The sequence below is a fragment of the Pararoseomonas baculiformis genome, from assembly GCF_017813395.1.
GTDB classification, from domain to species: domain Bacteria; phylum Pseudomonadota; class Alphaproteobacteria; order Acetobacterales; family Acetobacteraceae; genus Roseomonas; species Roseomonas baculiformis.
On record NZ_JAGIZB010000002.1, the window covers coordinates 35,910 to 61,341 of the forward strand.

At 70.4% G+C, this 25,432-nt stretch carries 21 protein-coding genes; 7 read left to right on the forward strand and 14 right to left on the reverse strand.

Going from position 1 to position 25,432, the window contains the following annotated elements; genetic code table 11:
- Positions 1–26: 26 nt before the first annotated feature.
- From J8J14_RS02235 to J8J14_RS02245, 3 genes are all read right to left on the reverse strand, one after another.
- Positions 27–212: a hypothetical protein gene (locus tag J8J14_RS02235; RefSeq protein ID WP_209377816.1), complete on the reverse strand. Its 186-nt coding sequence runs from the start codon at positions 210–212 to the stop codon at positions 27–29.
- A 277-nt stretch (positions 213–489) separates the two neighbouring features.
- Positions 490–1,425, reverse strand: a complete 936-nt coding sequence (gene glk, locus J8J14_RS02240) for a glucokinase (RefSeq protein WP_209377817.1) — start codon at positions 1,423–1,425, stop codon at positions 490–492.
- Positions 1,422–2,384, reverse strand: a complete 963-nt coding sequence (locus tag J8J14_RS02245) for a 1-phosphofructokinase family hexose kinase (RefSeq protein WP_209377818.1) — start codon at positions 2,382–2,384, stop codon at positions 1,422–1,424. Before J8J14_RS02245 ends, glk begins: the two co-directional genes overlap by 4 nt.
- A 339-nt stretch (positions 2,385–2,723) precedes the next feature.
- On the opposite strand from J8J14_RS02245, the gene J8J14_RS02250 reads away from it, so the two are divergent.
- Positions 2,724–3,686 (forward strand): alpha/beta hydrolase, encoded by a 963-nt coding sequence (locus J8J14_RS02250; protein ID WP_209377819.1) that lies wholly within the window; start codon positions 2,724–2,726, stop codon positions 3,684–3,686.
- A 43-nt stretch (positions 3,687–3,729) separates the two neighbouring features.
- On the opposite strand, the gene J8J14_RS02255 is transcribed toward J8J14_RS02250, so the two are convergent.
- From J8J14_RS02255 to J8J14_RS02285, 7 genes are all read right to left on the reverse strand, one after another.
- Positions 3,730–4,956 carry an MFS transporter gene (locus tag J8J14_RS02255; RefSeq protein ID WP_245215299.1) on the reverse strand — a complete coding sequence of 409 codons (1,227 nt, stop codon included), beginning with the start codon at positions 4,954–4,956 and terminating at the stop codon, positions 3,730–3,732.
- The gene (locus J8J14_RS02260; protein ID WP_209377820.1) at positions 4,953–5,108 is read right to left on the reverse strand and encodes a hypothetical protein; all 156 of its coding nucleotides are present in this window, start codon (positions 5,106–5,108) and stop codon (positions 4,953–4,955) included. The genes J8J14_RS02255 and J8J14_RS02260 overlap by 4 nt, the downstream gene beginning before the upstream one ends.
- A gap of 58 nt (positions 5,109–5,166) precedes the next feature.
- Positions 5,167–5,586 carry a PadR family transcriptional regulator gene (locus J8J14_RS02265; RefSeq protein ID WP_209377821.1) on the reverse strand — a complete coding sequence of 140 codons (420 nt, stop codon included), beginning with the start codon at positions 5,584–5,586 and terminating at the stop codon, positions 5,167–5,169.
- Between the two features lie 110 nt (positions 5,587–5,696).
- Positions 5,697–7,433, reverse strand: coding sequence for an FAD-dependent oxidoreductase (locus J8J14_RS02270; protein ID WP_209377822.1), 1,737 nt, complete (start codon positions 7,431–7,433; stop codon positions 5,697–5,699).
- On the reverse strand, positions 7,430–8,617 hold the full coding sequence (locus J8J14_RS02275; protein WP_209377823.1) for an NADH:flavin oxidoreductase/NADH oxidase: 1,188 nt from the start codon (positions 8,615–8,617) through the stop codon (positions 7,430–7,432). Before J8J14_RS02275 ends, J8J14_RS02270 begins: the two co-directional genes overlap by 4 nt.
- Positions 8,617–9,294, reverse strand: a complete 678-nt coding sequence (locus J8J14_RS02280; protein ID WP_209377824.1) for an EthD family reductase — start codon at positions 9,292–9,294, stop codon at positions 8,617–8,619. Before J8J14_RS02280 ends, J8J14_RS02275 begins: the two co-directional genes overlap by 1 nt.
- Before the next feature lie 5 nt (positions 9,295–9,299).
- Positions 9,300–10,040: an SDR family NAD(P)-dependent oxidoreductase gene (locus J8J14_RS02285; RefSeq protein ID WP_209377825.1), complete on the reverse strand. Its 741-nt coding sequence runs from the start codon at positions 10,038–10,040 to the stop codon at positions 9,300–9,302.
- Positions 10,041–10,346: 306 nt separating this feature from the next.
- Here J8J14_RS02285 and J8J14_RS02290 point away from each other — a divergent pair, with 306 nt between their 5' ends.
- From J8J14_RS02290 to J8J14_RS02305, 4 genes are all read left to right on the forward strand, one after another.
- Positions 10,347–11,567 (forward strand): ABC transporter substrate-binding protein, encoded by a 1,221-nt coding sequence (locus J8J14_RS02290; protein WP_209377826.1) that lies wholly within the window; start codon positions 10,347–10,349, stop codon positions 11,565–11,567.
- 64 nt (positions 11,568–11,631) lie between these two features.
- Positions 11,632–12,561, forward strand: coding sequence for a branched-chain amino acid ABC transporter permease (locus J8J14_RS02295; protein ID WP_209377827.1), 930 nt, complete (start codon positions 11,632–11,634; stop codon positions 12,559–12,561).
- Between the two features lie 5 nt (positions 12,562–12,566).
- Positions 12,567–14,378 carry a branched-chain amino acid ABC transporter ATP-binding protein/permease gene (locus tag J8J14_RS02300; RefSeq protein ID WP_209377828.1) on the forward strand — a complete coding sequence of 604 codons (1,812 nt, stop codon included), beginning with the start codon at positions 12,567–12,569 and terminating at the stop codon, positions 14,376–14,378.
- Positions 14,375–15,097 carry an ABC transporter ATP-binding protein gene (locus J8J14_RS02305; protein WP_209377829.1) on the forward strand — a complete coding sequence of 241 codons (723 nt, stop codon included), beginning with the start codon at positions 14,375–14,377 and terminating at the stop codon, positions 15,095–15,097. The genes J8J14_RS02300 and J8J14_RS02305 overlap by 4 nt, the downstream gene beginning before the upstream one ends.
- Here J8J14_RS02305 and J8J14_RS02310 read toward each other — a convergent pair.
- Both J8J14_RS02310 and J8J14_RS02315 read right to left on the reverse strand, forming a co-directional pair.
- A complete protein-coding gene (locus J8J14_RS02310) occupies positions 15,021–15,896 on the reverse strand; it encodes an IclR family transcriptional regulator (RefSeq protein ID WP_209377830.1) in 876 nt (291 codons plus the stop codon). The genes J8J14_RS02305 and J8J14_RS02310 overlap by 77 nt on opposite strands.
- Before the next feature lie 101 nt (positions 15,897–15,997).
- On the reverse strand, positions 15,998–16,870 hold the full coding sequence (locus tag J8J14_RS02315; protein ID WP_209377831.1) for an isocitrate lyase/PEP mutase family protein: 873 nt from the start codon (positions 16,868–16,870) through the stop codon (positions 15,998–16,000).
- 296 nt (positions 16,871–17,166) lie between these two features.
- Here J8J14_RS02315 and J8J14_RS25590 point away from each other — a divergent pair, with 296 nt between their 5' ends.
- Entirely contained in the window at positions 17,167–18,780 is a 1,614-nt protein-coding gene (locus tag J8J14_RS25590; protein WP_209377832.1) for a sensor histidine kinase, read from the forward strand.
- Positions 18,781–18,794: 14 nt separating this feature from the next.
- On the opposite strand, the gene J8J14_RS02325 is transcribed toward J8J14_RS25590, so the two are convergent.
- Both J8J14_RS02325 and J8J14_RS02330 read right to left on the reverse strand, forming a co-directional pair.
- Positions 18,795–21,980, reverse strand: coding sequence for an efflux RND transporter permease subunit (locus tag J8J14_RS02325; protein WP_209377833.1), 3,186 nt, complete (start codon positions 21,978–21,980; stop codon positions 18,795–18,797).
- A 3-nt stretch (positions 21,981–21,983) separates the two neighbouring features.
- The gene (locus J8J14_RS02330; RefSeq protein ID WP_209377834.1) at positions 21,984–23,093 is read right to left on the reverse strand and encodes an efflux RND transporter periplasmic adaptor subunit; all 1,110 of its coding nucleotides are present in this window, start codon (positions 23,091–23,093) and stop codon (positions 21,984–21,986) included.
- 147 nt (positions 23,094–23,240) lie between these two features.
- On the opposite strand from J8J14_RS02330, the gene J8J14_RS02335 reads away from it, so the two are divergent.
- Positions 23,241–25,331 (forward strand): prolyl oligopeptidase family serine peptidase, encoded by a 2,091-nt coding sequence (locus tag J8J14_RS02335; RefSeq protein ID WP_209377835.1) that lies wholly within the window; start codon positions 23,241–23,243, stop codon positions 25,329–25,331.
- Positions 25,332–25,432: the final 101 nt, after the last annotated feature.

Sequence of the window (25,432 nt, forward strand, 5' to 3'; positions counted from 1 at the left end):
CTGCCGCAACGGGCGGCCCGCTCCGCTTACCCTCGCTTGGGTTCCTGGTGCTCGCACCGGATGAAGCCGGGCCCGAGCGGTGCGCCGCAATGCGGGCACCAGCCCTGCAGGGCGCAGACCGGCGAGGCGCTCTCATGCGCCTCGGCGGGCGGGGTGCCACGCTCTGCTTCGTCACGCCGGGCGCAATCGGCTCGCGGGGTGGGATCCGGCATCGGGCACCTCCTTCGGACTTCAGCGTGGCGCCGCAGCGCCGGGCTGTGCGGCGGCTATCGTCGCCGCACCACGAGCGTGATCATCATCACGATCACCATGATGATAACGCCGGTGCGGTTCTCGGCGATCCAGGCCAGCGCGGGTTCGATCAGCACGCGTCTTCTCCTCGGGCCATCGCCGCCCCCTGTCTGTAGGCAGGGCGGAGCCGTCGGGCAAATCCCGACAGGGGAGGCATCGGGCCAAGCCACCCCCGTGTGCCGGCGTCCACCGCCCCGCCTAATCCCCCTGGTGGATCGCAGCCCCGAGCAGGCCTGTATGCGGGCGGATCACCTGGGTGATCGGCACGGCTTCCAGATAGGCCGAGAAGCGCCCCTTCGCCGTGAAGCCCTGGTGCAGCGACACGGGATCCAGCAGGGGCCCCATGTTCCGGCAGAGCCCGCCCGTGACATAGACCCCGCCCTCCGCCATCAGCGTGAGAACCAGGTCTCCGGCGGTGGCACCGAGGATGGCGGCGAAGATCCGCAAGGCTTCCTGGCAGACCGGGCAGTCACCCGCCTTCGCGCGCTCCGTCACCTCGGGCGGGGTGCTGAAACGCAGGTCGTGCCCGTCCATCGCCGCCACGCCATTGGCGATCCGGAGCAGCCCCGGGCCGGAAAGCAGGCGTTCGGTGGAGACATGCCCGAATTCGGGCCGCAAGGCCTCCAGCAACCTCGCCTGACGCTCGTCCTGGGGGGAGAAGGAGGCGTGGCCTGCCTCGCTGGAGAGAACGCGGGCCGATTCTCCATCCCCGACGAGAAAGGCCACTCCCAACCCCGTACCCGGCCCGATCACCACCCGGGGCCGCCCGGCCCGCGCCCGGCCTGGCTTGAGCGGCCGCAGGTCCTCCGCGCCCAGCCCCCGGATGGCGGAGGCCTGGGCCACGAAATCATTGATGACCACCAGCCGGCGGAGGCCCAGCCGAGCCTGTGCCTCCGGGATGTTGAAGCGCCACGGGCTGTTGGTGAAGGCCACCTCATCCCCCAAAACGGGGGTGGCGACGGCAAAGACCGCCTCCTCCACCGAGCGACCGCCGAGATAGGCGAGCGCCGCATCCACCAGGCCGGGATACTCGGCCACCGAGAGCTTGCGCTCCTCCACGGGCGCGCCGCCGGGCTCGCAAACCGCAAAGCGGGCATTGGTGCCGCCGACATCGGCGATCAGGCGGAGGCTCACGCCGTCACCTCCGGAAGGTTGGCGATGGGCACCTGCCGTATGCGCGCCCGAAGGGCCTGCACATCCTCCCGGCCGGGATGAGCGGTGCCGGCATTCGAAACCGCCGCCGCGCCCGCGGCCACGCCCCAGGCAAAGGCATCCCTCGGGTCCCGCCCCCGCGCCAATTCAAGGGTCATGGCGGCCAGAAAGCTGTCCCCCGCGCCCACCGCGCCGCGCACCACGACGTCGAGCGCCGGCAGGCGGAGCACCCCATCCGCCGTGGCGAGGAGGGCGCCGTCCCGCCCCAGCGTGACCGCGACCAGGCGCACGCGGCCGGAGCGCGCCAGGTCCATCGCGGCCCCTTCCAGCGCCGCCGGATCCCGCAGCTCCCGCCCGATAAGGGCTTCGAATTCGCCGAGGCTCGGCTTCACCAGCTCGATGCCGCCCTTTTCGACCGCGGCCCGCAGCGCCTCGCCCGAAGTGTCCAGCACGAGCTTCGTGCCGCGCCCTGCGGCCAGGGCGGCGGCCTGCGCGTAGAAATCCGCGGGCACGCCGGCCGGCAGGCTGCCGCTGGCCACGAGCCAGCCGCCTTCTATCTCCTCGATCACCGCCAGGGCGGCGCCCCATTCAGACCCGAAAACCTCCGGCCCCTCGGGAACGAAGCGGTATTCGAGCTGGCTCGACTGGTCGAGCACGGTCTGGCTGATGCGCGTGCGCCCGGCGATGGGAATGCTGCGCCGGGGAACGCCGGCTTCGTCGAGCAGCTCCTCCAGGAAGTGGCCCGTGACGCCGCCGGCCAGGATGACGGCCAGGGTTTCCCCCCCGAGCTCGCGCACGACGCGGGAGACGTTCACGCCGCCGCCGCCGGGATCCTGGCGCTCCGCGAAGGTCCGCACCTTCCGCACCGGCTGCACGGTCTTGGCCTCGCAGGCCAGATCGATCGTCGGGTTGAGCGTCAGTGTGGTGATCAGGGGGGGCATCGGGAATCTGGCTCTCCTGGCTCGGGGGCCGGCGCGGGGCACCGGCCGGGCTGCGCGCGGTCCTGCGCCCGCCGCCCCATCCCGGCCATCGCGCCCGGCCTGGTCAAGCCGGTATGGCCGGCGGCGCGGCCCTTGCCATGGAATGGCGATCTGCCGATGAGAGCCGCTGGGGCGGATGGCGAGCCACCCGTGCCCGCGGGCAACGCGCCGGGCCGGTCATGGTTCCCGGCGGCCTCCTCTGTCCGGCGATGCGCGCCATGGGCAGCGGACGGCCGCCGCTTCGGCGCCGGTCCTCCGGAAGAGCCGCATCCGGGGATCTATGAAAGCAGGAATGGCCGGGTGAAGCTGCGCATCATGGATGGCGGCCGGGCCAGGCCGGGACAGCACAGGACACACGACATGAACCCTGCCATGCCGCATGACGCGCCGCTTCCGCCCGATGAGCATGAGCTGCACTACAACCCGCAGCGGGCCTTCCCGGATTTCGCCAGCTATCGCGAGCGGCGCGCGCCGGTGAACGACGCGGCGCATGCCACGCTGCGCAAGGAAGCGGACATCGCCTATGGCGAGCATCCCCGCCGGCGGCTCGATATCTATCCGGCCGGCCGCGCTGGCGCGCCGGTGCATGTGTTCTTCCATGGCGGGTACTGGCGCGCGAACGACAAGGAGAGCTTCGCCTTCGTCGCGCGGGAACTGGTGCGCAACGGCATCACCGCCGTGGTGCCGAACTACGAGCTCTGCCCCGGCTCCACGCTGGACGGAACGGTGGAATCCGCCATCGCCGCCGTGGAATGGACCCGGCGGCACATCGCGGAGCATGGCGGCGATCCCATGGCCATCAGCCTGTCTGGCCATTCGGCGGGCGCGCATCTCTGCGCCGCGGCGCTGGCGGCGGATTGGCGGGGCAGGGGGGTGGATCCCGGCTTCCTGCGCGGGGCGGTGATGATCAGCGGGATCTTTGATCCCTCCCGGGCGATCGGCACCAGCGTCAATGCCGATCTGTGTCTCACGCCCGAGCTCGCCGCGCGGCACGACCTGGAACGCCGCGCGCCGGTCGCCGACTGCCCCGTGCATCTCTTCGTCGGCGGGCGGGAGCCCTGGCGCTGGATCGACCTCACCTTCCGCTACGCGCACAATCTGCGCCGGCATGGCGGTGACCCGGAGGTGCATGTGCTGCCGGGCTACAACCATTTCGACATTATCGACCAGTACATGGAGCCGGGGAGCCCGGTCCTGCGGGCGGTGCTGCGCTCTGCGCTCGGCCCGGGGCAGGAGCCCGCGCCCGGCGCGGCGGGGCCCTGAACATCCGCAGCGCGTCCCGGGAGGGATTCCGCGCCGCCGTTTATCACCCCGTCGGGCGGCGCCGCAGCGCGATCGGCAGCAGCGCCACCACGAGCAGGATGTTCAGCACCGCCCCGGCGCAGAGCACGGCCAGGGTCGTCGTCACGCCGAAGCCGTCGAGCAACCAACCGCCGATAGCCGGGGCGGCGGCTTGCGCCACCAGCACCGGCATGGCCATCCGGCCCATGAGGATGGCGTAGCCTTCCCGCCCGAAGAGCGCGAGCGGCACGGTGCCGCGCGCGATGGAGCGGATGCCGCTGCCCGCGCCGTAGAGGATGATCCCGGCCGCCGCCACCGCCATGTCTCCCACCAGCATGCCAAGCCCGATGGCGACCAGGAGGGTGGAGGCGAGAAGGCTCCAGATCGGGTGCAGGCGCCGCCCCACCAGCATCTCCAGCACCCGCGCGCCGACCTGGCTCGGGCCGATCAGCGTGCCCAGCGTCACCGCCGCGGCCAGCCCCAGGCCGCGCGCCTGCAGCAGCGTGAGGAGATGGACCGAGACCACCGTCATCACCACGGCCGCAAGGGTGAAGCCGGCCGCCAGCAGCAGGAAGGCGAGGCGCTGCCCGGGTTGGACGGAGCCCACCGGCGCGCCGGGCCCTTTGCTGGCCGGGGCGGCGCGTGCCTCCTCGCGCGGGATGCCCAGAAGGTAGAGCGGCAACACCACCGCGAGCAGGATGGCGGCATAGGTCAGGCAGGTTCCGCGCCAGCCCAGCCACTCCACGAGGAAGGCACTGAGCGGCCAGCAAACCGTGCTCGCGAAGCCGCCGAACAGGGTGACCTGGGTGATGGCACCGCGGGCATCCTCGCCATAGAGGCGGCCGAGGGTGGAGAAAGCGGGATCATAGAGCCCGGCCCCCATGCCCAGCCCGATGATTCCCCAGGCCGCGACAAAGACGGGCAGGCCCGGTGCCAGGCCGAGCATGAGAAGCCCGAGCGCCAGCAGCACCGCGCTGGTGGCGAGGACGGGACGCCCGCCATGCCGCTCGATCAGATGGCCGATGCGCGGGGAAGCGAGGCCCGAGACCAGCATGCCGAAGGATAGTGCGCCCATGACCCAGGACAGCGGCCATCCGGTATCGGCGGCAACCGGCCCGGCCAGCACCGCCAGCAGGTAGTAGGAAGAGCCCCAGGCGAGGATCTGGCTGATCCCGATCGCGGAGACCACCCCGAGCCTGGAGGGGGCGGGGGGAAGGCCCGCCGGGCCCGCATCCGCCATGGCGCCGCTCATGGAGCGTGCTCAAGCGGAGCGGCGGAAAGAGGGCCGGGTGCCAGCAGATGCGCCGCGGCGGCGAGCCTCACCGGGGCGGCGCCGATGACCGCAATCGGCAGGGGGCTGTCGGCCGGCCGTGATGCGTGCGGGGTGGCGCGGCGGCTGGTCATGCCCGCTCCTTGGGGGAATACCCATCGCTGGACGATGTATCGGGATGAGAACGGGGCGTTAGCCGCATGGGCAGCCCTTTTCGCCTCGCCGGGTCTCGTCCGCACGCCCGGTCTCCAGAAGGGCGGCCGTCGCGTCCATCCAGGCGCCCAGGCCGGTGCGGAAGGCCTCCCGGCCCTTCTCCGTCAGCGTATAGACCTTCCGTTCCCGCCCCGAGACGATCTCTGGCTGCGCGGTCAGGTACCCGCCCTGCTCGAACTCCCGGAGAGTCGGGTAGAGCGCACCTTCGGAGGGGGAGCAGCATCCGCGCGTCGTGCGCTCCACGGCCCGCGCGATGTCGTAGCCATGGGCCGGGCCGTCATGCAGCACCTGCAGGACGAAGAAGCGGCTCAGCGCCATTTTGATCGTCCCTGCCCAATAGGCAGGGTCGGTAAAGTCCGGGCTTGGCCGTGTGGAGGCGATGGCGGGCCGGCTGGGCATGGACGGAGCCTATGCCTCGGCATCCGAGGTATCAAGCGCGGAGCGCTGGCTTCGAGAGGCGGGAAGGGGGGACCCGCGTCCTCCCCGCTCCCCTATCACCGGATGCCGCGCTACCCGCCCAGTGCCATCGCTTCCCTGGAGGGTTCCGCCGCCGCGTCGCCCCGCGCCATGTGGCGGGCGGCGATATAGCCGAAGGTGAGGGCCGGCCCGAGGGTGATGCCGCCGCCGGGGTAGTTCCCGCCCATGATGCTCGCCATGTCGTTGCCGGCGGCATAGAGGCCGTGAATGGGCTGCCCCGCCTCGTCCAGCACCTGCGCATCGCCATTCGCGCGCAGCCCGGCGAAGGTGCCGAGATCGCCCACCACTACCTCCACCGCATAGAAGGGGCCCTGCGCGATCGGTGCGAGGCAAGGATTGGGCTGGAATTCCGGATCGCCGTTGAAGCGGTTATAGGCGGTGGAACCCTTGCCGAAGGCGCGGTCCTCGCCCCGCGCCATGTCGCTGTTCCACTCGGCTATAGTGGCTTCCAGCCCTGCGGGATCGATCCCTGCCGCGCGCGCCAGTTCCGCGACCGTCTTCCCCGCCTTGAGATAGCCCGACCGGATATGCGCGCCATGGGGCACGGGAAAGGGCTTCACGAAGCCCAGCCCGAAGCGCTTCAGGAAGGGCTGGTCCACCACCAGGAAGGCGCGCGCCGCCTCGCCCGGCTTCTGCGCGGCGAAGAGCGCCTGGATAAAGTCGTGGTAGGAATTCGCCTCGTTCACGAAGCGCCTGCCATTCGGCAGCACGGCGATCAGCCCGGGCTTGGCGCGATCGATGAAATGCGGGAACACGCCCCAGCTTCCATCCTTGCGCGGCACGCGGGAGACCGGGACCCAGGCCGCGGCATTGGGATAGCCCTGCTCCACCACCGCGCCCACGCCTTCGCCCAGGCGCAGGCCATCGCCGGTATTGCCGGCCGGGGCAGGGGAGAAGTGGCCTGTGTTCGCCTGGTCATGCGGGAACATCGCCCGGCGGCGATCCTTGTCCTGCGGGAAGCCGCCAGCGGCGAGAACGACGCCGCGGCGGCTGCGCACCCGGATCTCCTTGCCCTCATGCCGCACCACCGCGCCGCGCACGGCCGCGCCCTCTCGTTGAAGCCGCAGGGCGGGGCTGTCGGTCCAGACCTGCACGCCGCGGTCCAGCGCGCTGCGGAACAGCCGCGCGGCCAGAGCATTCCCATTGGTGAGCAGCATCCCCCGCCCGTTCAGCAGCAGGTCGCGCGCATGGGAGGTGAGGCGACCCGCGACATAGGCCGCCGAGGCGAGGGAGCGGGTGACATTGAAGAAGTGCTTCAGCTCCGGCCCTGAGCCGATCATCAGCCCGACGAAGGTCAGCTCCGGCAGGGGCGGGCGCAGGCGCTTCAGTTCCCCGCCCAGCCCCTGCGCGCGATAGGGCTGTGCCTTGATGGAACGCCCGCCGGACCGGCCGCCCGGTGCGGTGGGGTGGTAATCGGAAAAGGCCGAGGCCGGCTCGAACCGCACCGCCGTCTCGCGGTGGAAGAAGTCCACCGCTTCCGGCCCGGCCTCCAGGAAGGCATCCACGGCGTCCGCGTTGAAGTGGTTGCCCGCCTCATGCCGCAGATAGGTGCGGGCCTCCTCCACGCTGTCCTCGATGCCGTCCTCGCGGGAGACGGGGTTGTTCGGCACCCAGAGGAAGCCGCCGGAAAGGGCGGTGGTGCCACCGACATAGGGCTCCTTCTCCGCCACGATCACCGAGAGGCCGCGCGCCGCCGCCGCTACCGCCGCCGAAAGCCCGCCCGCGCCGGAGCCGACCACCAGCACGTCGCATTCCACCGTGTCGGTCATGCCGTTTCCTCCTTTTCCGAAAGGGCGCCGCGCGCCACCGCATCGCGGCGCGCCCGCAGGACCTCGCCCATCTGCTGTTCGCGCCTGGCCAGCCAGACGCCGTGGCGTTCCGGCCAATCCGCGTAATCCTCTTCCAGGCCAAGCTGTTCCGCTGCCCGCCTGGCCCAGTAGGGATCGCGCAGCGCCTCCCGCGCGATCGCGACCAGATCCGCCTGGCCCGCGCGCAGGATCGCCTCTGCCTGCGGTCCATCCAGGATCATGCCGACGGCCTGCGTGATCACTCCCGCGCCGTGCCGGATGGATTCCGCGAAGCCGGTCTGGAAGCCCAGCCCACGCGGAACGGTGATGCGCCGCGTCTCCTCGGTCAGCCCGCCGGAGGACACGTCCACCACATCCACGCCGCGCTCCTTCAGCGCCCGCGCGAGCTGGATGGAATCCCCGATCCCCCAGCCGCCCTCCGCGCCATCCACGGCCGAAATCCGGCAGAAGACCGGCTTGTCCGCCGGCCAGGAGGTGCGCACCCGGGCGGCGATCTCCAGCGCCAGCCGCATCCGCCCGCCGAGGTCGCCGCCATAGGCATCCGTGCGGCGGTTGGAGAGGGGGGAGAGGAAGCTGGCGACGAGATAGCCATGCCCGAAATGCAGCTCGATCACATCGAAGCCTGCCGCCTCGGCGCGCCGCGCCGCCGTGGCGAAATCCTCCGTCACCCGCGCGATGGCGGTCTCGTCCATCGCCTCCGGCACGCTCCATTCCGGACCGGCGGCAAGCGCGCTCGGGCCGAGGCGTGCCCAGCCCCGCGCGGCCAGCTCGTCCGCCGTGAAGGCCCGCCCGCCATGCCAGAGCGCCTGGCTGCCTGCCTTGCGCCCGGCATGGGCCAGCTGCACGCCGATGGCCGCGCCCTGGCCATGCACGAAGTCCACCACGCGGCGCAGGGGCGCCACTTGCGCGCCGTTCCAGAGCCCGAGATCGGCCACCCCGATCCGTCCTTCCGGGGAGACGGCCGTGCTCTCCGTCAGGATCAGCCCCGCCCCGCCGAGCGCGAATTTGCCAAGATGCACGAGATGCCAGTCCGTCGCGCATCCGTCCTCCGCCGCATGCTGGCACATGGGGGAGATGACCACGCGGTTCCGCAGCCGCAGCCCGCGCAGGTCTATCGGGGAGAAGAGGAGGGGAGGTTCCGCCATCAGAGCACCGGATGGACCTCGACGAGGAAGGTCGTGATCTCCGCGATGAAATCGAGCGCGTGGCGCTGCGATACCTCGGCCGCCTGCGAGGCGAAGGCCGCCTTCAGGTCATCCAGGCTGCGGAACCACATCTCCACCACCCCATCGACGGGCAGTGCCTCGTAGTCCGTCGCGCGCCCCGCCTGCCGTGCGACGACGAGGTTCTGCGTGTAGCCCGCGAGGCCCGGAAACCTGCCCACGGCCTCTGCGTGGAAACCGAACCATTCTTCCCGGAAGCGTGCGGCATCGATATCCGGCCGCCGCCGCAGCAGCGACATCCGCTTGACCAGCGGCCCCTCCGCCACGGGCACCACCGCGTTCGGCTCGGTCACGAGGATGCCCCGCAGGATGGCGAAGCGGTCGTTGTCCGGCCCTATCGGGTTCATCTCCGGCAATGCGGCCGCGGCATCCATCGCGGCGCGGTCGTCGAAGGAAAGCTGCGAAATCCCGTCCAGCTCCCACCCGCCCCGCGCATGGTCGATGGCCAGTTGGGACCGGTCCGTCACCAGGTTCTGCTGGTACCGACGCAGCCCGGGCAGGCGCGCCGCCAGGGGCCCGTGCACCTCGCGCCAGTACTGGCGGAAGTGATCCGGCCCGATATCCGGCCGGCGCTCCAGCAGGCCCATGCGGATGATCATCGCCGTCAGACCGCCAGGTAGCCGCCATCGACCACCAGCGTGCTGCCGGTGACGTAGCTCGACATGTCGGATGCCAGGAACACCACGGGGCCCACCAGCTCCTCCGGCTCGCCGTAGCGGCGCATGGGGATGCGGGCGAGGAAGCGTTCTGAACGCTCGGGGTTGAGGCGCGTGGCCTCGGTCATCCGCGTGGCGAAGGTGCCGGGCGCGATGGCGTTCACCCGTACGCCGTCCGGCGCCAGTTCCTGGGCCAGCGCCTGGGTCAGCGCACGCACCCCGGCCTTGGAGACGGGATAGCTGACCGATGTGTTGGTGGAAACGAAGGAGGCGATGGAGGCGATGTTCACAACCCTGCCCTTGCGGCGCCGCAGCGCGGGAAGGAAGGCGCGGGTGACGTTCATAGTGCCGCGCAGGTTGATGTCCATGGCCGCGTCCCAGGCGCGGTCCAGCGCATCGTCGTCGACGCTGTGGCGAGGACAGACCCCGGCATTGTTCACGAGCACGCTTGGATCGCCCAGCTCGGCTTCCAGGCGGGCGGCCAGGTTGCGGCAGGCCTCCAGATCCGTAACGTCCAGCTGATAGGCCCGGGCTTCCCCGCCGATTCGCGCGGCCGTTTCCCGGGCCAGCGCGGCATCGATATCGGTGACCACCACCCCCGCGCCATGCTGCGCCAAGCCAGCGGCCATGGCGGCCCCGTTGCCCTGGCCGGCCCCGGTGACGAGGGCGAGATGTCCCGCAAGCAGCATGCGCGCCGTTCCTTCCCCTGCCGCGGCACCTGCTCCGGGCACCCGCTGGCCGGCATTCTCTTCTGGAAGATGCCGGGGCCAGGGGATCACGGTGCGAATGCATTCGCAAGGGACAAATCGTCTCCACTGAGACGTTTTGTTCATTGCATATCGCTTCGGTGGCACTTAGCCTTCCCGCAGATCGGGCATCCAAGACCCGGCAGGACCCCGGGAGAGGGCAGACCATAGGCCATGCCGCCGTCCAGCCCTCCGCCCGCCTGAACCATCCGTGCAGACGGCCGCCGCGAGGCGAAGGAGGAGGAAACCATGAAGGCTTACCAACCGACACGGCGTGACATCGGCCGCGGCGCCCTTGCCGCTCTGCTGGCCGCACCGACAATTTCCGGACGGGCCCTGGCGCAGGGCCAGCCCATCAAGCTTGGCTTCAATGGCGACCTTGCCGCCTCGCCCTCCGCCCAGTCCGGCCGCGCCGCCGTTGTGGGCATCGAGGCCGCGATCGAGGACCTGAACAAGGAAGGCGGCGTCCTCGGCCGCCCCTTCTCGCTGGTCATCCGCGACGACCTGTCCCAGCCGCCCAAGTCGATCCAGAACATGAGCGACCTGATCGACAATGAACGCGTGGTCGCCGTGCTGGGCCCGACCAATTCGGGCAACGCGCTCGCCTGGCGCCACATCCCGAACCAGAAGCGCATTCCTGTCATGGGCTGCATCGGCTCGGCGACCGATATCACCAAGCCCATGCGCGAAGGCGCGGACAACTACATGTTCCGCGTGGGCTCCGTGGACCGCACCCAGGTCGTCACCATCATGGGCTATGCGAAGAAGAACCCCCGCACCGGCAAGATCGGCTTCCTGACCGAAACCACCGGCTACGGCCAGGGCGGGCTGAAGGACCTGCAGGAGGTCGCGCAGGCGCAGGGCATGACGCCGGTGGCGAACGAGAAGTTCAACGTCAACGACACCGACATGACCTCCCAGCTCTCCAAGCTCCGCTCCGCCGGGGTGGAGACGGCGCTGGTCTGGGCGCAGGGCACGCCGATCGGCCAGCTCATGCGCAGCATGGAGAAGATCAACTACTTCCCCATCGTGCTGACGAGCTGGGCCGCGGATAATCTCAGCTTCATCAACGCCGCCGGCCCGCAGCTGGCGGAGAAGCCCATCTTCCTCCGCACCGTCTCCGAGGAGCGCACGCCGCACCAGCAGGCCTTCTTCGACCGCATCCGGCCGAGGATCGACGCGGATTCCGCCTTCTCCTTCGCCGTGCATGGCTATGACGGCACCATGCTGCTCGCCCGTGCCATCCAGCAGGCCGGCCGCACCGATGGCCCGGCCGTGAAGGATGCGCTGGAGGACCTGCGCGGCACGCTGCAGGGCTATGCCAAGACCTACGAGAAGCCGTTCAGCAAGACGGAGCACGACGCCCTTGGCGCCGCCGACCAGCGCTGGACCTGCTGGCGCGACGGCAAGCTGGCCGCGTATTCGGACGAGATCGTGCGCGGCCTCCGCCCCGAGGACTTCAAGGGCTGATCCCCTGCCGGGCCCCGGTTGATCCGGGGCCCGGTTCCGCATACCGGCCAGGAGGACCGCGCCCGTGCTGGCAACCATGCTGCAGGCCCTGGTGAGTGGGCTGGCGATCGGCGGCGTCTATGCGCTGATCGCGCTCAGCTTCAGCATCACCTTTACCACCACCCGCACGCTGAACTTCGCCCAGGGCGAGTTCATCGGCGTCGGTGCGTTCCTCGGTGTCACCGTGCTCTACGCGCTCTCCGCGGGCGGGGAGGGGGGCAGCTTCGCCGCCCTGGCGCCCGCCGCGTCCTCGGGCTGGCGGTTTCCGGCCGCCACCCTGGCCGTGGGCGCGGTGCTGGGAACGCTGGGCCTGCTGCTGTTCCTCGCGGCCATCCGCCCCTTCGCCGGGAAGCCCGGCATGTCCTGGGTGATGAGCACCATCGGCTTCGGCATCATCCTGCAATCCCTTGGCCTGGCTGTCTGGGGACCTGCGCCGGTCAACATGCCGTCCCCCTTCGGCGATGACGTGCTGCGCATCGGCGGCGCGGGCGTGCGGCCGCAGGAGATCGCGGTGCTGGTCGTGGCCGTGCTCCTGATGCTCGGCCTGGACATCACGATGCGCCGCACGCGGCTGGGCAAGGCGATGCGAGCCGTCGCCTATGACCCGAACGTGGCCGCGCTGATGGGCATCAACGTCACCGGCATCATGCTCGGCGCCTTCGCCCTCTCCTCCGCGCTGGCCGGGGTGGGCGGGGTGCTCGTCGCCCCTATCGCTTCCGCATCGTTGTTCATGGGCATGGGAATCGCGCTGAAGGCCTTCTCCGGCGCCATTCTCGGCGGGCTGGACAACCCGCGTGGCTGCATCTTCGGCGGCTTCGCCCTCGGCCTGCTGGAATCCGGCGTCGCCCTCTGGCAGGCGCAGTGGCGCGAAATCGCGATCTTCCTTCTCATCATCCTCGTCCTGGCCATCAAGCCCAACGGGCTCTTCGGCCGGCGCGCGCTGGACAAGGTATGACGCCCATGCGCCATGCACTCGCCGCCATCCTTGTCGCCGCCGCCGCCGCCGCCGCGGTCTCCTTCATCAGCAACGACTTCTATCTCCGCATCCTCTTCAACATCGGCGTCTACTTCCTCTGCGCCGCGGGGATGAACGTGCTGCTCGGCTATGCGGGGCAGAAGTCGCTCGGGCAGGCCGGGCTCTTCGCGGCGGGGGCGTACAGCGCCGCGCTGCTGACCACCTCCTCGCTCGATCTCGGCCCCTGGGTGGCCCTGCTCCTCGCCACCGTCATCGCCACGCTCTGCGGCGTGCTCATCGCCGCGCCATCTCTGCGTGTGCGCGGGCCGAGCCTGGCCATGGTCACGCTCGCCTTCGGCATCGTGGTGGAAAAGCTGGTGACGGAGGCCGAGGTCTTCGGCGGTGCCATGGGGATCTACGCCATCAAGCCGCTGACCTTCGGCGGCGCGCCGCTGGACATGGCCGGCTGGGTCTGGCTTGTCATCGCGCTCGGCCTCGGGCTCCACCTGCTGCTGCGGAACCTCCTCACCGGCCGCTTCGGCCGTGCCTTCCTGTCGCTGCAGGCGGACGAGGTTGCGGCGAGCGCGGTCGGGGTCGCCGTCCTCCGCTACAAGGTGCTCGCCTTCGTCATCGCCGCCGCCACTTGCGGGCTCGCCGGGGCGCTGGTGGCGCAGCAGAACCAGTACATCAACTCGGACTTCATCAATTTCCATCTCTCGATCTTCATCCTGCTCCTCGTGCTCTTCGGGGGGGCGGGGACGCTGGTCGGGCCGCTGCTCGGCGCCGTGACCCTCACGGTGATCACCGCCCTCGTCGCCCGGTGGTCCTGGATCGAGCATTTCGTGCAGGGCGCGCTGCTGCTCTTTGCGCTCTATGTCATGCCCAGGGGGCTTGCCGGGGTGTTCCAGGGCCTGTTCCGCCCGCGCGGCACCGAGGCGGCGCGCCGCGCCGAGGCCCCCGCGCCGGATGCCAGGCTGCCCCTGCGCGGCGGGGCCGCGCAGGCCGGTGTGCCGCTGCTGGCGGCCGAGGGGCTCAACAAGGCCTATGGCGGCGTGCGCCCGGCGCGCGATGTCTCCGCCCGGCTCGTGCCAGGACAGATCCACGCGCTGATCGGCCCCAACGGCGCGGGAAAGAGCACGCTCATCAACATGCTTTCCGGCGTGGTCCGCCCGGATTCGGGACGCATCCTCTTCCAGGGCAAGCTGCTGAACTGGTCGGCGCCGCACGCCATCGCGGCGCGCGGCATCGCGCGCACCTTCCAGAACTTGCGCCTGTTCCGCGACCTGTCCGTGCGGGACAATGTCCTGCTCGGCCAGCACGCGCGGATGCGGAACGGCTTCCTCTCCTCTCTGCTCGGCCTGCCCCGGGCCGGGCGGGAGGAGCGGGCGGCGGAGGCGCGCGTGGCCGAAATCCTGCGCTTTCTCGGCCTTTCCGCCCTGGCGGATCAGCCGGCCGGCGCGCTGCCCTATGGCCTGCAGCGCCGGGTGGAGCTGGCGCGCGCCCTGGCCACCGAACCGCATCTTCTGCTGCTGGACGAGCCCGCGGCCGGGCTGAATCCGCAGGAGACCGCGGAACTGGGCCAACTCCTGCTCCGCATCCGCGACCAGGGCATCACCATCCTGCTGGTGGAGCACCACATGGACCTCGTCATGGCCATTTCCGACCATGTGACCGTGCTGGACTACGGCGAGACCATCGCAGAGGGCACGCCCGCCCTTGTGCAGGCCAACCCGCGCGTCATGGCGGCCTATCTCGGCACGGATGAGGCCGAAGCAGAGGCGCCGCATGCCGAACCCGAGCTGGCGGTGCGGGCATGAGCACGATGCTGGAGGTGCAGGGGGCCTGCATCGGCTATGGCCCGATCCAGGCCGTCACCGATGCGTCCATCCGCGTGGAGACCGGACAGGTCGTCGCGATCGTCGGCGCCAACGGCGCGGGCAAGACGACGCTGATGAAGGCCATCGCCGGGCTGCTGCCGCTCTCCGCCGGGCGCGTGGTGTTCGAGGGGCGGGACATCACCGCCATGCCCGCGCATCGCCGCGTCTCGGCCGGCATGGCCCTTTCGCCGGAAGGGCGGCAGGTCTTCCCCGACCAGACCGTGCGGGACAATCTGGAACTGGGCGCCTGGAGCCGCGACCTCGCCCCCGCCGCCATGGAGGCGGCGATCGAGGCGCAATACGCGCTCTTTCCCCGCCTGCGCGAGCGCCGGAACCAGATGGCGGTCACGCTCTCGGGCGGTGAGCAGCAGATGCTCGCCATCGCCCGCGCCCTGATGGGCGAGCCGCGCCTGCTGCTGCTGGACGAGCCGTCGCTTGGCCTCGCGCCGCTGGTGATCAGGGAGATCTTCGGCATCATCCGCGCGCTTCGGGCCCGCGGCATCACCGTGCTGCTGGTGGAGCAGATGGCCAACCTGGCCCTGGGCGTGGCCGACCAGGCCTATGTGCTGGAGACCGGCCGCGTCACCCTGTCCGGGACCGGCGCGGCGCTGCTGCAGCATCCGCAGGTGCGCGCGGCCTACCTCGGCGCGGGGCACTGACCGGCGGGGCGGGAGCGGGGCTGAGATAGCCCAGCTCCACCGAGAGGCGACGCGTGAGAGACAGCACGGCGGCGGGCTGCGGGCTGGCCGGGCCGCATTCCAGCGTGCCTGCATTGCCGATGGCGGTGATCGCCAGCTGCATCTGCCCGGAATGATCGAAGACCGGCGCGCTGATCGCGTTGATCCCCGGCACCGGCACGCCTTCGGTGGTGGAATAGCCCAGGCTGCGGATGGCGGCGATGTCGTGGTCCAGCCGCGCCTCTGTCGTGGCGCGCCCCACCTTGCGGTTCGCGCCGCCCGTGCCCTTCAGCTCCTCCTCCAGAAGTGGGCGCACCTGCTGCTGCGGCAGGAAGGCCGCGAAGAGCCGCCCCGTAGCCGTGCCGGTGATGGTGTAGACCGACCCGGCCCGCAGGTTCACATGGATGGGCTGGTTGGATTCATGCACCTGGATGATGGTCGGCCCATGGGTGCCCCAGACGGCCACTGTGACCATGAGCCCCATCTCGGCCGCGAACTCCGCCGCCGCCTGGCCGGCCATGCGCAGCGGGTGCGCGCTGCGCATCCGCGCCAGCCCCATCTGCAGGGCGAAGGGGCCAAGGGCGTAGCGCCCGCTTGCCTCATCCTGCTCCACCAGCCCCATCTTGCGGTAGGACAGGAGATAGGCGTGGGCCTGGGCCGGGGTGAGCTTCGCGGAGAGCGCCAGGTCCCGCAGCATGGCGGGCTGCCCCATGTCCACCAGAACCTGGAGCAGCCGCCCGCCCACCTCGATCGACTGGACGCCTCGCCCCGGAATCGTCATCGCCACTCGCTCCGCCTCAGCCCTGCACGGATCGCAACCGAGCCGGGGATGTTAGCGAAACATGGTGGACGAGGCACGCCCGGCCCGGCCGGCGGTCCGCCTTACCCCGCCTCGCGTGCCCAGCGGCGCTCGAACTCCCACACCTCCGGAAAGCCCATCAGCTCGTTCATCCGGCCGAAGCCATAGCTCTCCTGCGGCGGGAGAGCGTTGCTGTCGCCATGTTCCAGCAGATGGGTATAGACCCGCTCCAGCGCCGCGCTGACGGCCAGGAAGCCGACGGCCGGGTAGATCGCGATGTTGTAGCCGATGGCCTTCAGCGTCTCGGCCGGAAGGATGGGGGTGCGGCCACCCTCGACATTGTTGGCGAGCAGCGGCGCGTCGATCTCGCCACCGATCCGGCGCATCTCCTCCTCGCTCTCCGGGCTTTCGATGAAGATGATGTCCGCCCCGGCCTTGCGGTAGAGCTGACCACGCCGGATCGCCTCGTCGATGCCCAGGCCCGTGCGCGCGTCGGTGCGGGCGATGACGAGAAAATTCGGATCGCGCCGTGCTTCGACCGCCACCTCGATCTTCAGCGCCATCTCCTCGGCTGCGATCACGCGCCGGCCTGGCGTGTGGCCGCATTTCTTCGGCATCTCCTGATCCTCGATCTGGATCGCGGTGACGCCCGCGGCCTCGTAGCCCGTCACTGTGTGGCGCAGGTTCAGCAGCCCGCCATAGCCGGTATCGGCATCCGCGATCACCGGCGTGCGGCAGGACTGGGCGAAGCGCCCCATGCGCGCGACCATTTCGGTGTAGGTGGCGATCCCCGCATCGGCCACGCCGAGATGGGAGGCGACCGTGCCATAGCCCGTGGCATAGAGCGCCGTGAAGCCCATCCCATCCGCGACCCGAGCCGAGATCATGTCGAAGATCCCGGGCGCGACGACGAAGCTGCCTGCGTCCAGCGCAGCCTTCAGCCTTGCATCCGCCATCTCGTTTCCTTCCCTCTCGTTGGTCCTGCCCGCGCATCATGGCGCCATCGCGGCTGGCACGCCTATCCTCTTTCCCAGGAAGCGCTCCGGCTTGGTCGGGACCGATGCCGCCCGACGGGCTGCCGGCCGCCATATCCGGCGCCGGGGCTTCCGGGTGTCCCGGCGCGGGGCGAGGATAGGCTTCGCGAGCAGCCATTCTATAATCCGGCCATGAAACATTCCCGCCCGGAGGCCGCCATTGTCGGGGCCATGCCGGTATCCGCATGATCGGTCCGCCCGGCGCATCCCAAATCCGGGTGGCTGACACACTGGTCGCGCGGCCCGAGCCGCGCGCGCGCCGCGCCGCGGGCTGGTCCCCCGCCTTGCGCATGCTGATGGTGGGCAGCATCGCCATTCCCCTCCTGCTGCTCCTGCTCTGGGGGGAGCGCTCCTGGCGCATCGGAGAGGCGCGCGCGGCGGAGGAGGCGCGGCGCAACGCCGAACTTGTCCGCGAATTCGCGCTGGGCGTCGTCCGGACCCAGGAAGCGGTGCTCGGCCATGCCGCGGATATTGCCGCCACCGTGGAAGGCGAGGGCGCCGACGGCGCGGTTTTGCATGAGCGCCTCGCGGCGCTGGATGCCCAGACGGCCTCTGTCCTGAGTATCGTCATCGTCTCGCCGGATGGCGAGATCGTCGCTTCCAGCCGCACCCATCCCGTGCGGATCGACGTGTCCGACCGAAGCTATTTCCGCGAGCTGCGGGATGCGCAGCCCGCCGACACGGGAATCCGGCTCGATCGCCTGCGCCTGCGCCCCGCCGGGCAGGATGTGATCGTCGCCTCACGCCGCCGACCCGGACCCGGCTTCCAGGGGATCGTGCTCTCCACGATTCCGGTGGAGGCTTTCACGGACTTCTTCGGGCGCATCGCGGCCGATTCCCATGCCTCGGCCTCCCTTTTGCGGGAAGATGGCCTGCTGCTTCTGCGGCATGATCCGGACGCGCCGCCTGTGATGCTGCCGCCCGAGGTGCCTTCGAGGCAAGCCATCGCGAGGGCCGATTCGGGTCTCTACGAGGCCTATGCGCTCTCGGATGGCGTCACCCGGCTATATGGCTATGCGAAGGTCGCCGACCTGCCCCTCTACGCGAATTTCGGGGTGCCCCTGAGCACGGTGCGCCAGACCTGGCTGCGTGGCCTGCTGCCCGTGGGCGGGCTGCTCGCCCTTGCGGCCCTGCTGGGCTGCGCGGCCGTGCTGCAGGCCGTACAGGGCGTTCGGGCCGAGGTGGATCGCGGCCTTCTGGAGGAGGCGCGCCGGCGTGCGGAGTACCAGGAAACCCTGCTGCGGGAGCTGCACCACAGGGTCAAGAACAGCCTGATGACGGTGCAGGCCCTGGTCCGCATCCGCGGGGGCAATACCGGGGCGGACAAGGTGCTGCAGCAGCGGATCATGGCGCTGGGGCAGGTGCATGACCTTCTGCATGTCTCCGAGTTCGTCTCGCGCCTCGACCTCTCGGCCTTTCTCCGGGCCCTCTGCGCCAACCCCGCCGTTGCCCCGCCCGAGGGCGGGGTAACCGTCCACTGCGACACGGACCCGGTGGAGGTGGGCGTGGAGCAGGCCGTCCCGCTCTCGCTCATCGTCGTGGAACTGCTGACGAATGCCTTGAAGCATGCCTTTCCCAGCGGGCGCGCGGGGCGGATCACGATCGGGTTGCGGCATATCGGGGACCATGCCTGCCTTTCCCTGCGGGACGATGGCGTGGGGCTGCCGCCCGCCACCCAGCATGGGCGCCGCTCCGGCCTCTGGCTGGTGGAGCGGCTGGTCGGCCAGATCCAGGGCCATCTCGAAATCCGGCGACAGGGCGGGACCGAGTTCCGCCTGACCTTCCCCCTGCGCCTGGATCAACCTCCTGACGCCGTGGGCACCGGGGCCTGACGACCGGCCCGCCGCTACTCCGCGGGGGCGACGCGCTCGCCGCGCGGGGTATCCGCGGGCTTCTCCTCCTCCAGTCGCCGCAATTCCTCCGCCACCGCGCCGGGGGAGGGAGCGCTGCGCGCGACCAGGAGATAGAGCGCGGGCACGACGAACAGCGTCAGCAGCGTGCCCAGCGTGAGGCCGCCTGTCGTGACCAGCCCCAGGATCGTCTGGGATTCGGCCCCGGCACCCGAGGCAAAGGCGAGGGGCAGGGCACCCATCACCGTGGCCACCGATGTCATCAGGATCGGCCGGAGCCGCGCCGCGGAGGCTTCCAGCACCGCCTCCCGCGCATCCTTTCCCTCGTCGCGCAGCTGGTTGGCGAGTTCCACGATCAGGATGCCGTTCTTCGCGGCCAATCCCACCAGCAGCACCATGCCGATCTGGCTGTAGATGTTGAGGGTGAGGCCGAAGACCCAGAGCGTGACCAGCCCGCCCGCGACGGCAAGCGGCGCGGTGGCCAGCACCACCAGCGGGTGCAGGAAGCTCTCGAACTGGCCGGCCAGCACGAGATAGGCGAGCAGAAGCACCATCCCCAGGATGAGGAAGACGGTGTAGCCGGTCTCGCGATAGTCCAGGCTTTCTCCCAGGTAGCGAATCTGTGCCGCGGATGGCAATTCGCGTGCCGCGATCTCATCGAGCCGTTCGAGCGCGGTTCCCAGCGGGAGCTCGGGGGTGAGATTCGCCTCCACCGTCACGGCCGGCAACCGGTCCACCCGCTGCAGCTCGCGCGGTGCGCCGATCTCCTGCGTTGTCACCACTGCCGAGAGCGGGACCAGCCTGTCGCCCGCTCCCCGCGCGCGCACGAAGACATTGGCCAGGTCCTCCGGGCCGCGCCGATCCTCCGGGCGGGCCTGCAGCACCACCTCATATTCCTCGCCGCGGTCCGAATAGCGCGTGACCTCCAGCGAGCCGAACAGGATCTGCAGCGCATCGCCCACATCCTGCGCGGTGACGCCGATGGCGGAGGCGCGGTCGCGGTCCAGCCTCAGCTCGATTTGCGGCTTCGTATCCTTGTAGTTGGTGTCCAGGGCGACGAAGCCATTCACGCTCCGGGCTTCCCCCAGCACGGTGCGGGACCATTCGATCACCTGGCGGCGCTCGGTGCCGGTGATCACGAATTGCACCTGGCGTCCGCGCGTGCGCTGGCCGAGCTTGGGCGGGTTCACCGCGAAGGCGCGCACACCGGGGATGGCGGCCAGCTTTCCCTGCAGCTCCCGCTGCAGCTCCACCTGGCCCGTTTCCCGTTCATCCCAGGGCTTCAGCCGCAGGATCAGCCGCGCGGTGTTGGCCGGGCCCTGGGTGCCGCCGCGCCCGGGGACCACGATGCCCAGCACCTGCTCCACCGGCTTGTCCTCGCCGATATAGGCCTGGAGCATCGCCTCGATCTCCTCCACCTTCCGCGTCGTCTGCTCGTAGGAAGCGCCTTCCGGTGCCTCGACCACGATGCTCACCGCGCCACGGTCCTCGTTCGGCGCCAGCTCGGAGGGAAGGGACAGGAAGGCACCTACGCCCAGCCCGGCCAGCACCACCCCCGCCAACACCGCCGCCCAGGGGTGGGAGACTGAGGCCTCCAGCCCGGAGCGGTAGCGCTTCGCCGTCCAGTCCAGGCCGCGCGCGCCCCAGCGGGCGACCAGCCCCGGCTTCTCCTCGCGCCCGTCAAAGGCGCGGAACAGGCGGGAGGAAAGCATGGGACCCAGGGTCATGGCAGACAGGGTGGAGACCGCGACGATGGCGGCGAGAACCACGGCGAATTCGCGAAACAGCCGCCCGATATTTCCCTGGAGGAAACCCAGGGGCACGATGACCGCCAGCAGAACGGCGGAGGTGGCGAAGACGGCGGCGCCCAGCTGCCGCGTTGCGCGTGCCGCCGCCAGCACGGCCTTTTCCTTCTCCTGCTGCTGGCGCCGGCGGACATTCTCCAGGATCACCACCGCATCATCGACGCAGAGCCCGATGGCCAGCACAACGGCCAGGATGGTGAGCACATTGATCGAGTAGCCGAACGCGGCGGCAACGGCGGCGGCGGGGATGATGGAGGCCGGGATGGTCGCCGCCGGAATGATGGTGGCGCGGAAGGAGCCCAGGAAGAGGTAGATGACGAAGACGATGACGCCCACGGTCTGCACCAGTGTCGTCGCCACGTTCCAGAGGGTCTCGGAGATGAAGACGGATTCGTCATAGCCGATCTCCACCTGGATCCCCTCCGGCAGAAGGGGCCGCAGCCGTTCCAGCGCCGCCCGGACGCCCTGCGCCACCTCCAGCGTGTTCGCATTGGACTGCCGGACCACGCCCAACGAGATGGCGTCCTGCCCATCGAGCCGGAAGCCCGTGCGGTACTCCTCCACTCCGATCTCGACCCGGGCCACGTCGCCCAGCCGCACCCGGCCGGAAGGCGCCCCGGGGGCGGCGGGCGTGCCCTCCCGCAGCACCAGCTCGGCGAACTGGCGCGGCTCCGTGAAGCGAGTCACGGCGCGCAGGGTGATCTCCTGCCGCCCCGTTTCCAGCCTTCCCGCGGGAACCTCCAGGTTCTCCGCCCGCAGCCGGTCCGCCACATCGGCGGCGGTGATCCCACGCGCCGCCATGGCCTGGCGGTCCAGCCAGATCCGCATGGCGTAGCGCCGCTCGCCGCCGATCTGCACGCGGGCCACGCCGGGCACCGTGCCCAGCGCATCGACCATCACGCGGTCTGCGATGTCGGTCAGTTCCGCCGGGTCCAGCTTCTCGGCGCGGACCGAGAGATACATCATCGGGAAGTCATCGGCCGATGCCTTCTCGATCACGGGGTCCTCGATCCCCGCCGGCAGGTCCCGCCGCACGGCCGAGACGCGGTCCCGCACATCCGCCGCCGCCCCGTCCAGATCGGCGCCGGCCTGGAACTCCACCGTGATCTGCGCGGTCTCGTCCCGGCTCTGGGATCGGATGAGCCGCACATCGTCGATCCCGGAGAGGTTGTCCTCCACGATCTTCGTCACCTCGCGCTCCACCACCTCGGCCGGTGCGCCGCGGTAGATGACGGAGATGGAGACGACGGGCGGGTCGATATCCGGGTATTCGCGCACGGGCAGGGTGAAGGCCGCGCCGACGCCGATGGCGATCAGCAGCAGGTTGAGACAGGCCGCGAGAACGGGCCGGGTGACAGGCAGGTCCAGCAGGCGCATGGGTCAGCCCCGCCCCGCGGGGCCGGCCTGGGCCGTTGCGCCATCACGGCCGGCCGGCGCTTCTTCCTCCCGCGGGTTGATGGGCTGGCCATCCCCGACCTGGTCGCCCCCTTCGACCACCACACGGTCGCCTGGCGAGAGACCCTCGAGGATCTCCATCCGCTCGGGCTCGCGGATGCCGATCCTCACCTCGGCCCGTTCGGCCTTTCCGTCGCGCTCGCGATAGACGAAATGCGTCGTGCCCCGGAGCTGCACGGCGCGGGGCGGGACCGTGACCGCATCGGCCACGCGCTCCGTCGCCACGCGCAGGTTCACCAGCATCCCGGGCCTCAGCTCGCCATCGGGGTTGGGAAGCCGCGCCTCCACCTCCAGGGTGCGGGTGGCAGGGTCCACGCGCCCGTCCAGCGCGTGGATGCGTCCCTCGAAGCGCCGCTCGGGAAAGGCGGGGCTGGTGACCTCCACCGGTGCGCCGGGCCGCAGCCGGCCCATTTCCTGTTCCGGCACGGTGAAGCGCAGGGCGATCGGGTCCACCGCATCCAGCGTGGTCAGCGCCGTGCCGGCCTGCACGACCGAGCCGACGCTCACCCGGCGCAGCCCGACCCTGCCGGCGAAGGGCGCGCGCACCTCCGTGTCCCGCAGGCGGGACTCCGCGGCGCGCATCCGCGCCAGGGCCGCCTGCAGGCGGCGGCGGGCATCCTCCACCGTGGCCCGCGGCGTGTTGCCGGTGTGGAGCAACTGCTCACCCCGCTCCACCGCCTGTTCGATTTCCGCGGCCTCGGCGCGGGCGGCGAGCAGCTCCGCCTGCTGTTCGGCCGGGTCCAGCCTCGCGAGAACCGCGCCCTCCTCGACCCGCTGTCCTTGCTCGAACTCGATCTCGGTGATGCGGCCGGCCGTCGCGGTCGCCACGGTCACGCTGTCCACTGCCGCCACCGTGCCCACGGCTTCCACGCGGCGGAGGATCTCCTCCTGCCGGGCTTCCGCCAGAACCACGGGCGTGGGCGGGCGCTCCGGACGGGAGGCTTCCTCGGTACCGGGACGGAAATAGAACCAGGCACCGCCCCCCAGGCCAAGCGCCAGCGCCACCCCCAGGGCGATCTTCCCGACCCTACCCATCTGAACCGCCCTGTCCCGATAATCCGACCATGGCGGTCGGGCATTCCGTGCAACGCGGCACCACCCGGCCGGGTTGAGGAAAGGACACCAGACGACGGCCGAACCTGATGCTTCGCCCGGATCGGCGCCGGCTGTAGAACCGGTCCCATGCCCGTTCCCCCAGATGCCCGCCCGACCCTGGCCGCCCCGGACGACGATCCCTGGCTGTGGCTCGAGGAGGTGGAAGGCGAGCGCGCCCTGGCCTGGGTGCAAGGGCAGAACGCCGCCACCCTCTCCCGCCTGGCCGATGCGGCCTTCGAAGCGGACCGCGACGCCGTGCGCGCCGTGCTGGACCGGCCGGACAAGCTGCCCTTCGTCACCCGCCGGGGCGGCTGGCTCTATAATTTCTGGCAGGATGCCGCCAATCCCCGCGGCCTGTGGCGCCGCACGACGCTTGAGAGCTATCGCCGCCCCGAGCCGGAATGGGAGCTCCTGCTCGACCTGGACGCGCTTGTGGCGGCGGAGGGGGCGGATTGGGTCTGGCAGGGCGCCACCACCCTGCCCGGGACGCATGATCGCGCCATGCTTCGCCTTTCTCGTGGCGGCGGCGATGCCGTCGTGCTGCGCGAATTCGACCTGGCCGGCCGCCGCTTCGTTGAGGGTGGCTTCGCAATGCCCGAAGCCAAGGGCGGGGTGGATTGGCTGGATCGGGACACGCTGCTTCTCTCCGCCGCGCTGGGGGAGGGGATGGCCACCCGATCCGGCTATTCCCGCACCATCCGCCTGTGGCGGCGGGGCACGGACCCCGCTGCAGCCAAGGTCATCTTCGCATGCGACGAGACGCATATGGGCGCCTGGGGCGGGGTGGAGCGCGAGGGCGGCGAGCGCCTCGTCTTCATCGACCAGATCGGCTTCTACGATACCACCGTCCATATTGGCGACCGCAGTGGCCCCAAACAGAGGCTGGACCTGCCCGCAGATGCCGAGTTCCGGTGGCAGCGCGGCTGGATGGCGGTTCGTCCACGCAGCCCCTGGACGATCGGCGGCACCACCCATGCGCCGGACACGCTCCTCGGCATTGGCTTGGCTGAATTCCTGGCGGGGGATCGTGGTTTCCAGGTGCTTTTCACCCCGGGGGAGCGGCGCGCCCTGGAGGGCTTCTTCTGGTGCGACGGCCGGCTCGTCCTGTCCGTGCTGGACGAATTGAGGCCGGAATTCACGATCCTTACCCCAGGCGCGGGGGAATGGCGCGCCGCCCCCGTGCCGGGAATCCCGGCGGCGGGCGTGGCACAGCTATGGCCGCTCGATGCCGAGGCGGAGGAATCCGATGGCAGCCTTCTCCTGCGGCTGGAGGACCCGATCACCCCGCCCGGGCTCATGCTGACGGACCTCTCCCTTAAGCACCCCAGCTTGCTGCGCCGCTCCTCCCCCAGCTTCGACGCGGGCGGCCTGGTGGTCACGCGCCATGAGGCGGTTTCGGTTGATGGGGAGCGCATCCCCTATGTGCAGACCGGGCCCGCGGGCGCAGAGACGGGTGAGGCGCCTGTGCATCTTTCGGGCTATGGCGGCTTCCGTGTCTCAAGGCTGCCCCACTACCAGGGGATGATCGGGAAGCTCTGGCTGGAGAAGGGCGGCACGACCGTTGTTGCGAATATTCGTGGCGGCGGAGAATTCGGCACGCGCTGGCACGAGGCCGGCCGGCGGGAGGGCAAGCGGCTTTCCCATGACGACTTCGCCGCCGTGGCAGCCGATCTCGTGCGCCGCGGCGTCACGCGGCCCGGGCGCATCGCGGCAGAGGGGGGCTCGAATGGCGGTCTGCTGATCGCCAACATGCTCACCCGGTATCCCGAGCGATTCGGGGCGCTGTTCTGCACCATCCCGCTGATCGACATGCGGCGCTATTCAAAGCTGCTGGCCGGCGCGAGCTGGATCGCGGAATATGGAGATCCCGACAAGCCTGGGGACTGGGCGTTCCTGCAGCACATATCGGCCTATCACACGGCCGAGCCGGGCCGGCCCTACCCGCCCATCCTCATCGCCACCACCCGCCGCGACGACCGCGTGCACCCGGGACATGCGCGGAAGATGACGGCCAAGCTGCAGGCCATGGGCTACGAAGCCCTGTTCCACGAGCCGGCGGCGGGAGGGCACGGCTACGGGAAGGACAACGCCGAGGTGGCGAACTTCGCCGCCCTTGGGGCGGCGTTTCTGCGGCGTGCTATCGGGTGGATGGGGGAGGGCGCCGCGGAGTGGACATAGCAGCGCGGCCGGAGGGCAGTTTCATTCCTGCCATTCTGCCTTTATGGCCTGACTCGGAGCTTGCTGGTGGGGTTGTCAATGGCCCTGGAGAATACCCGATG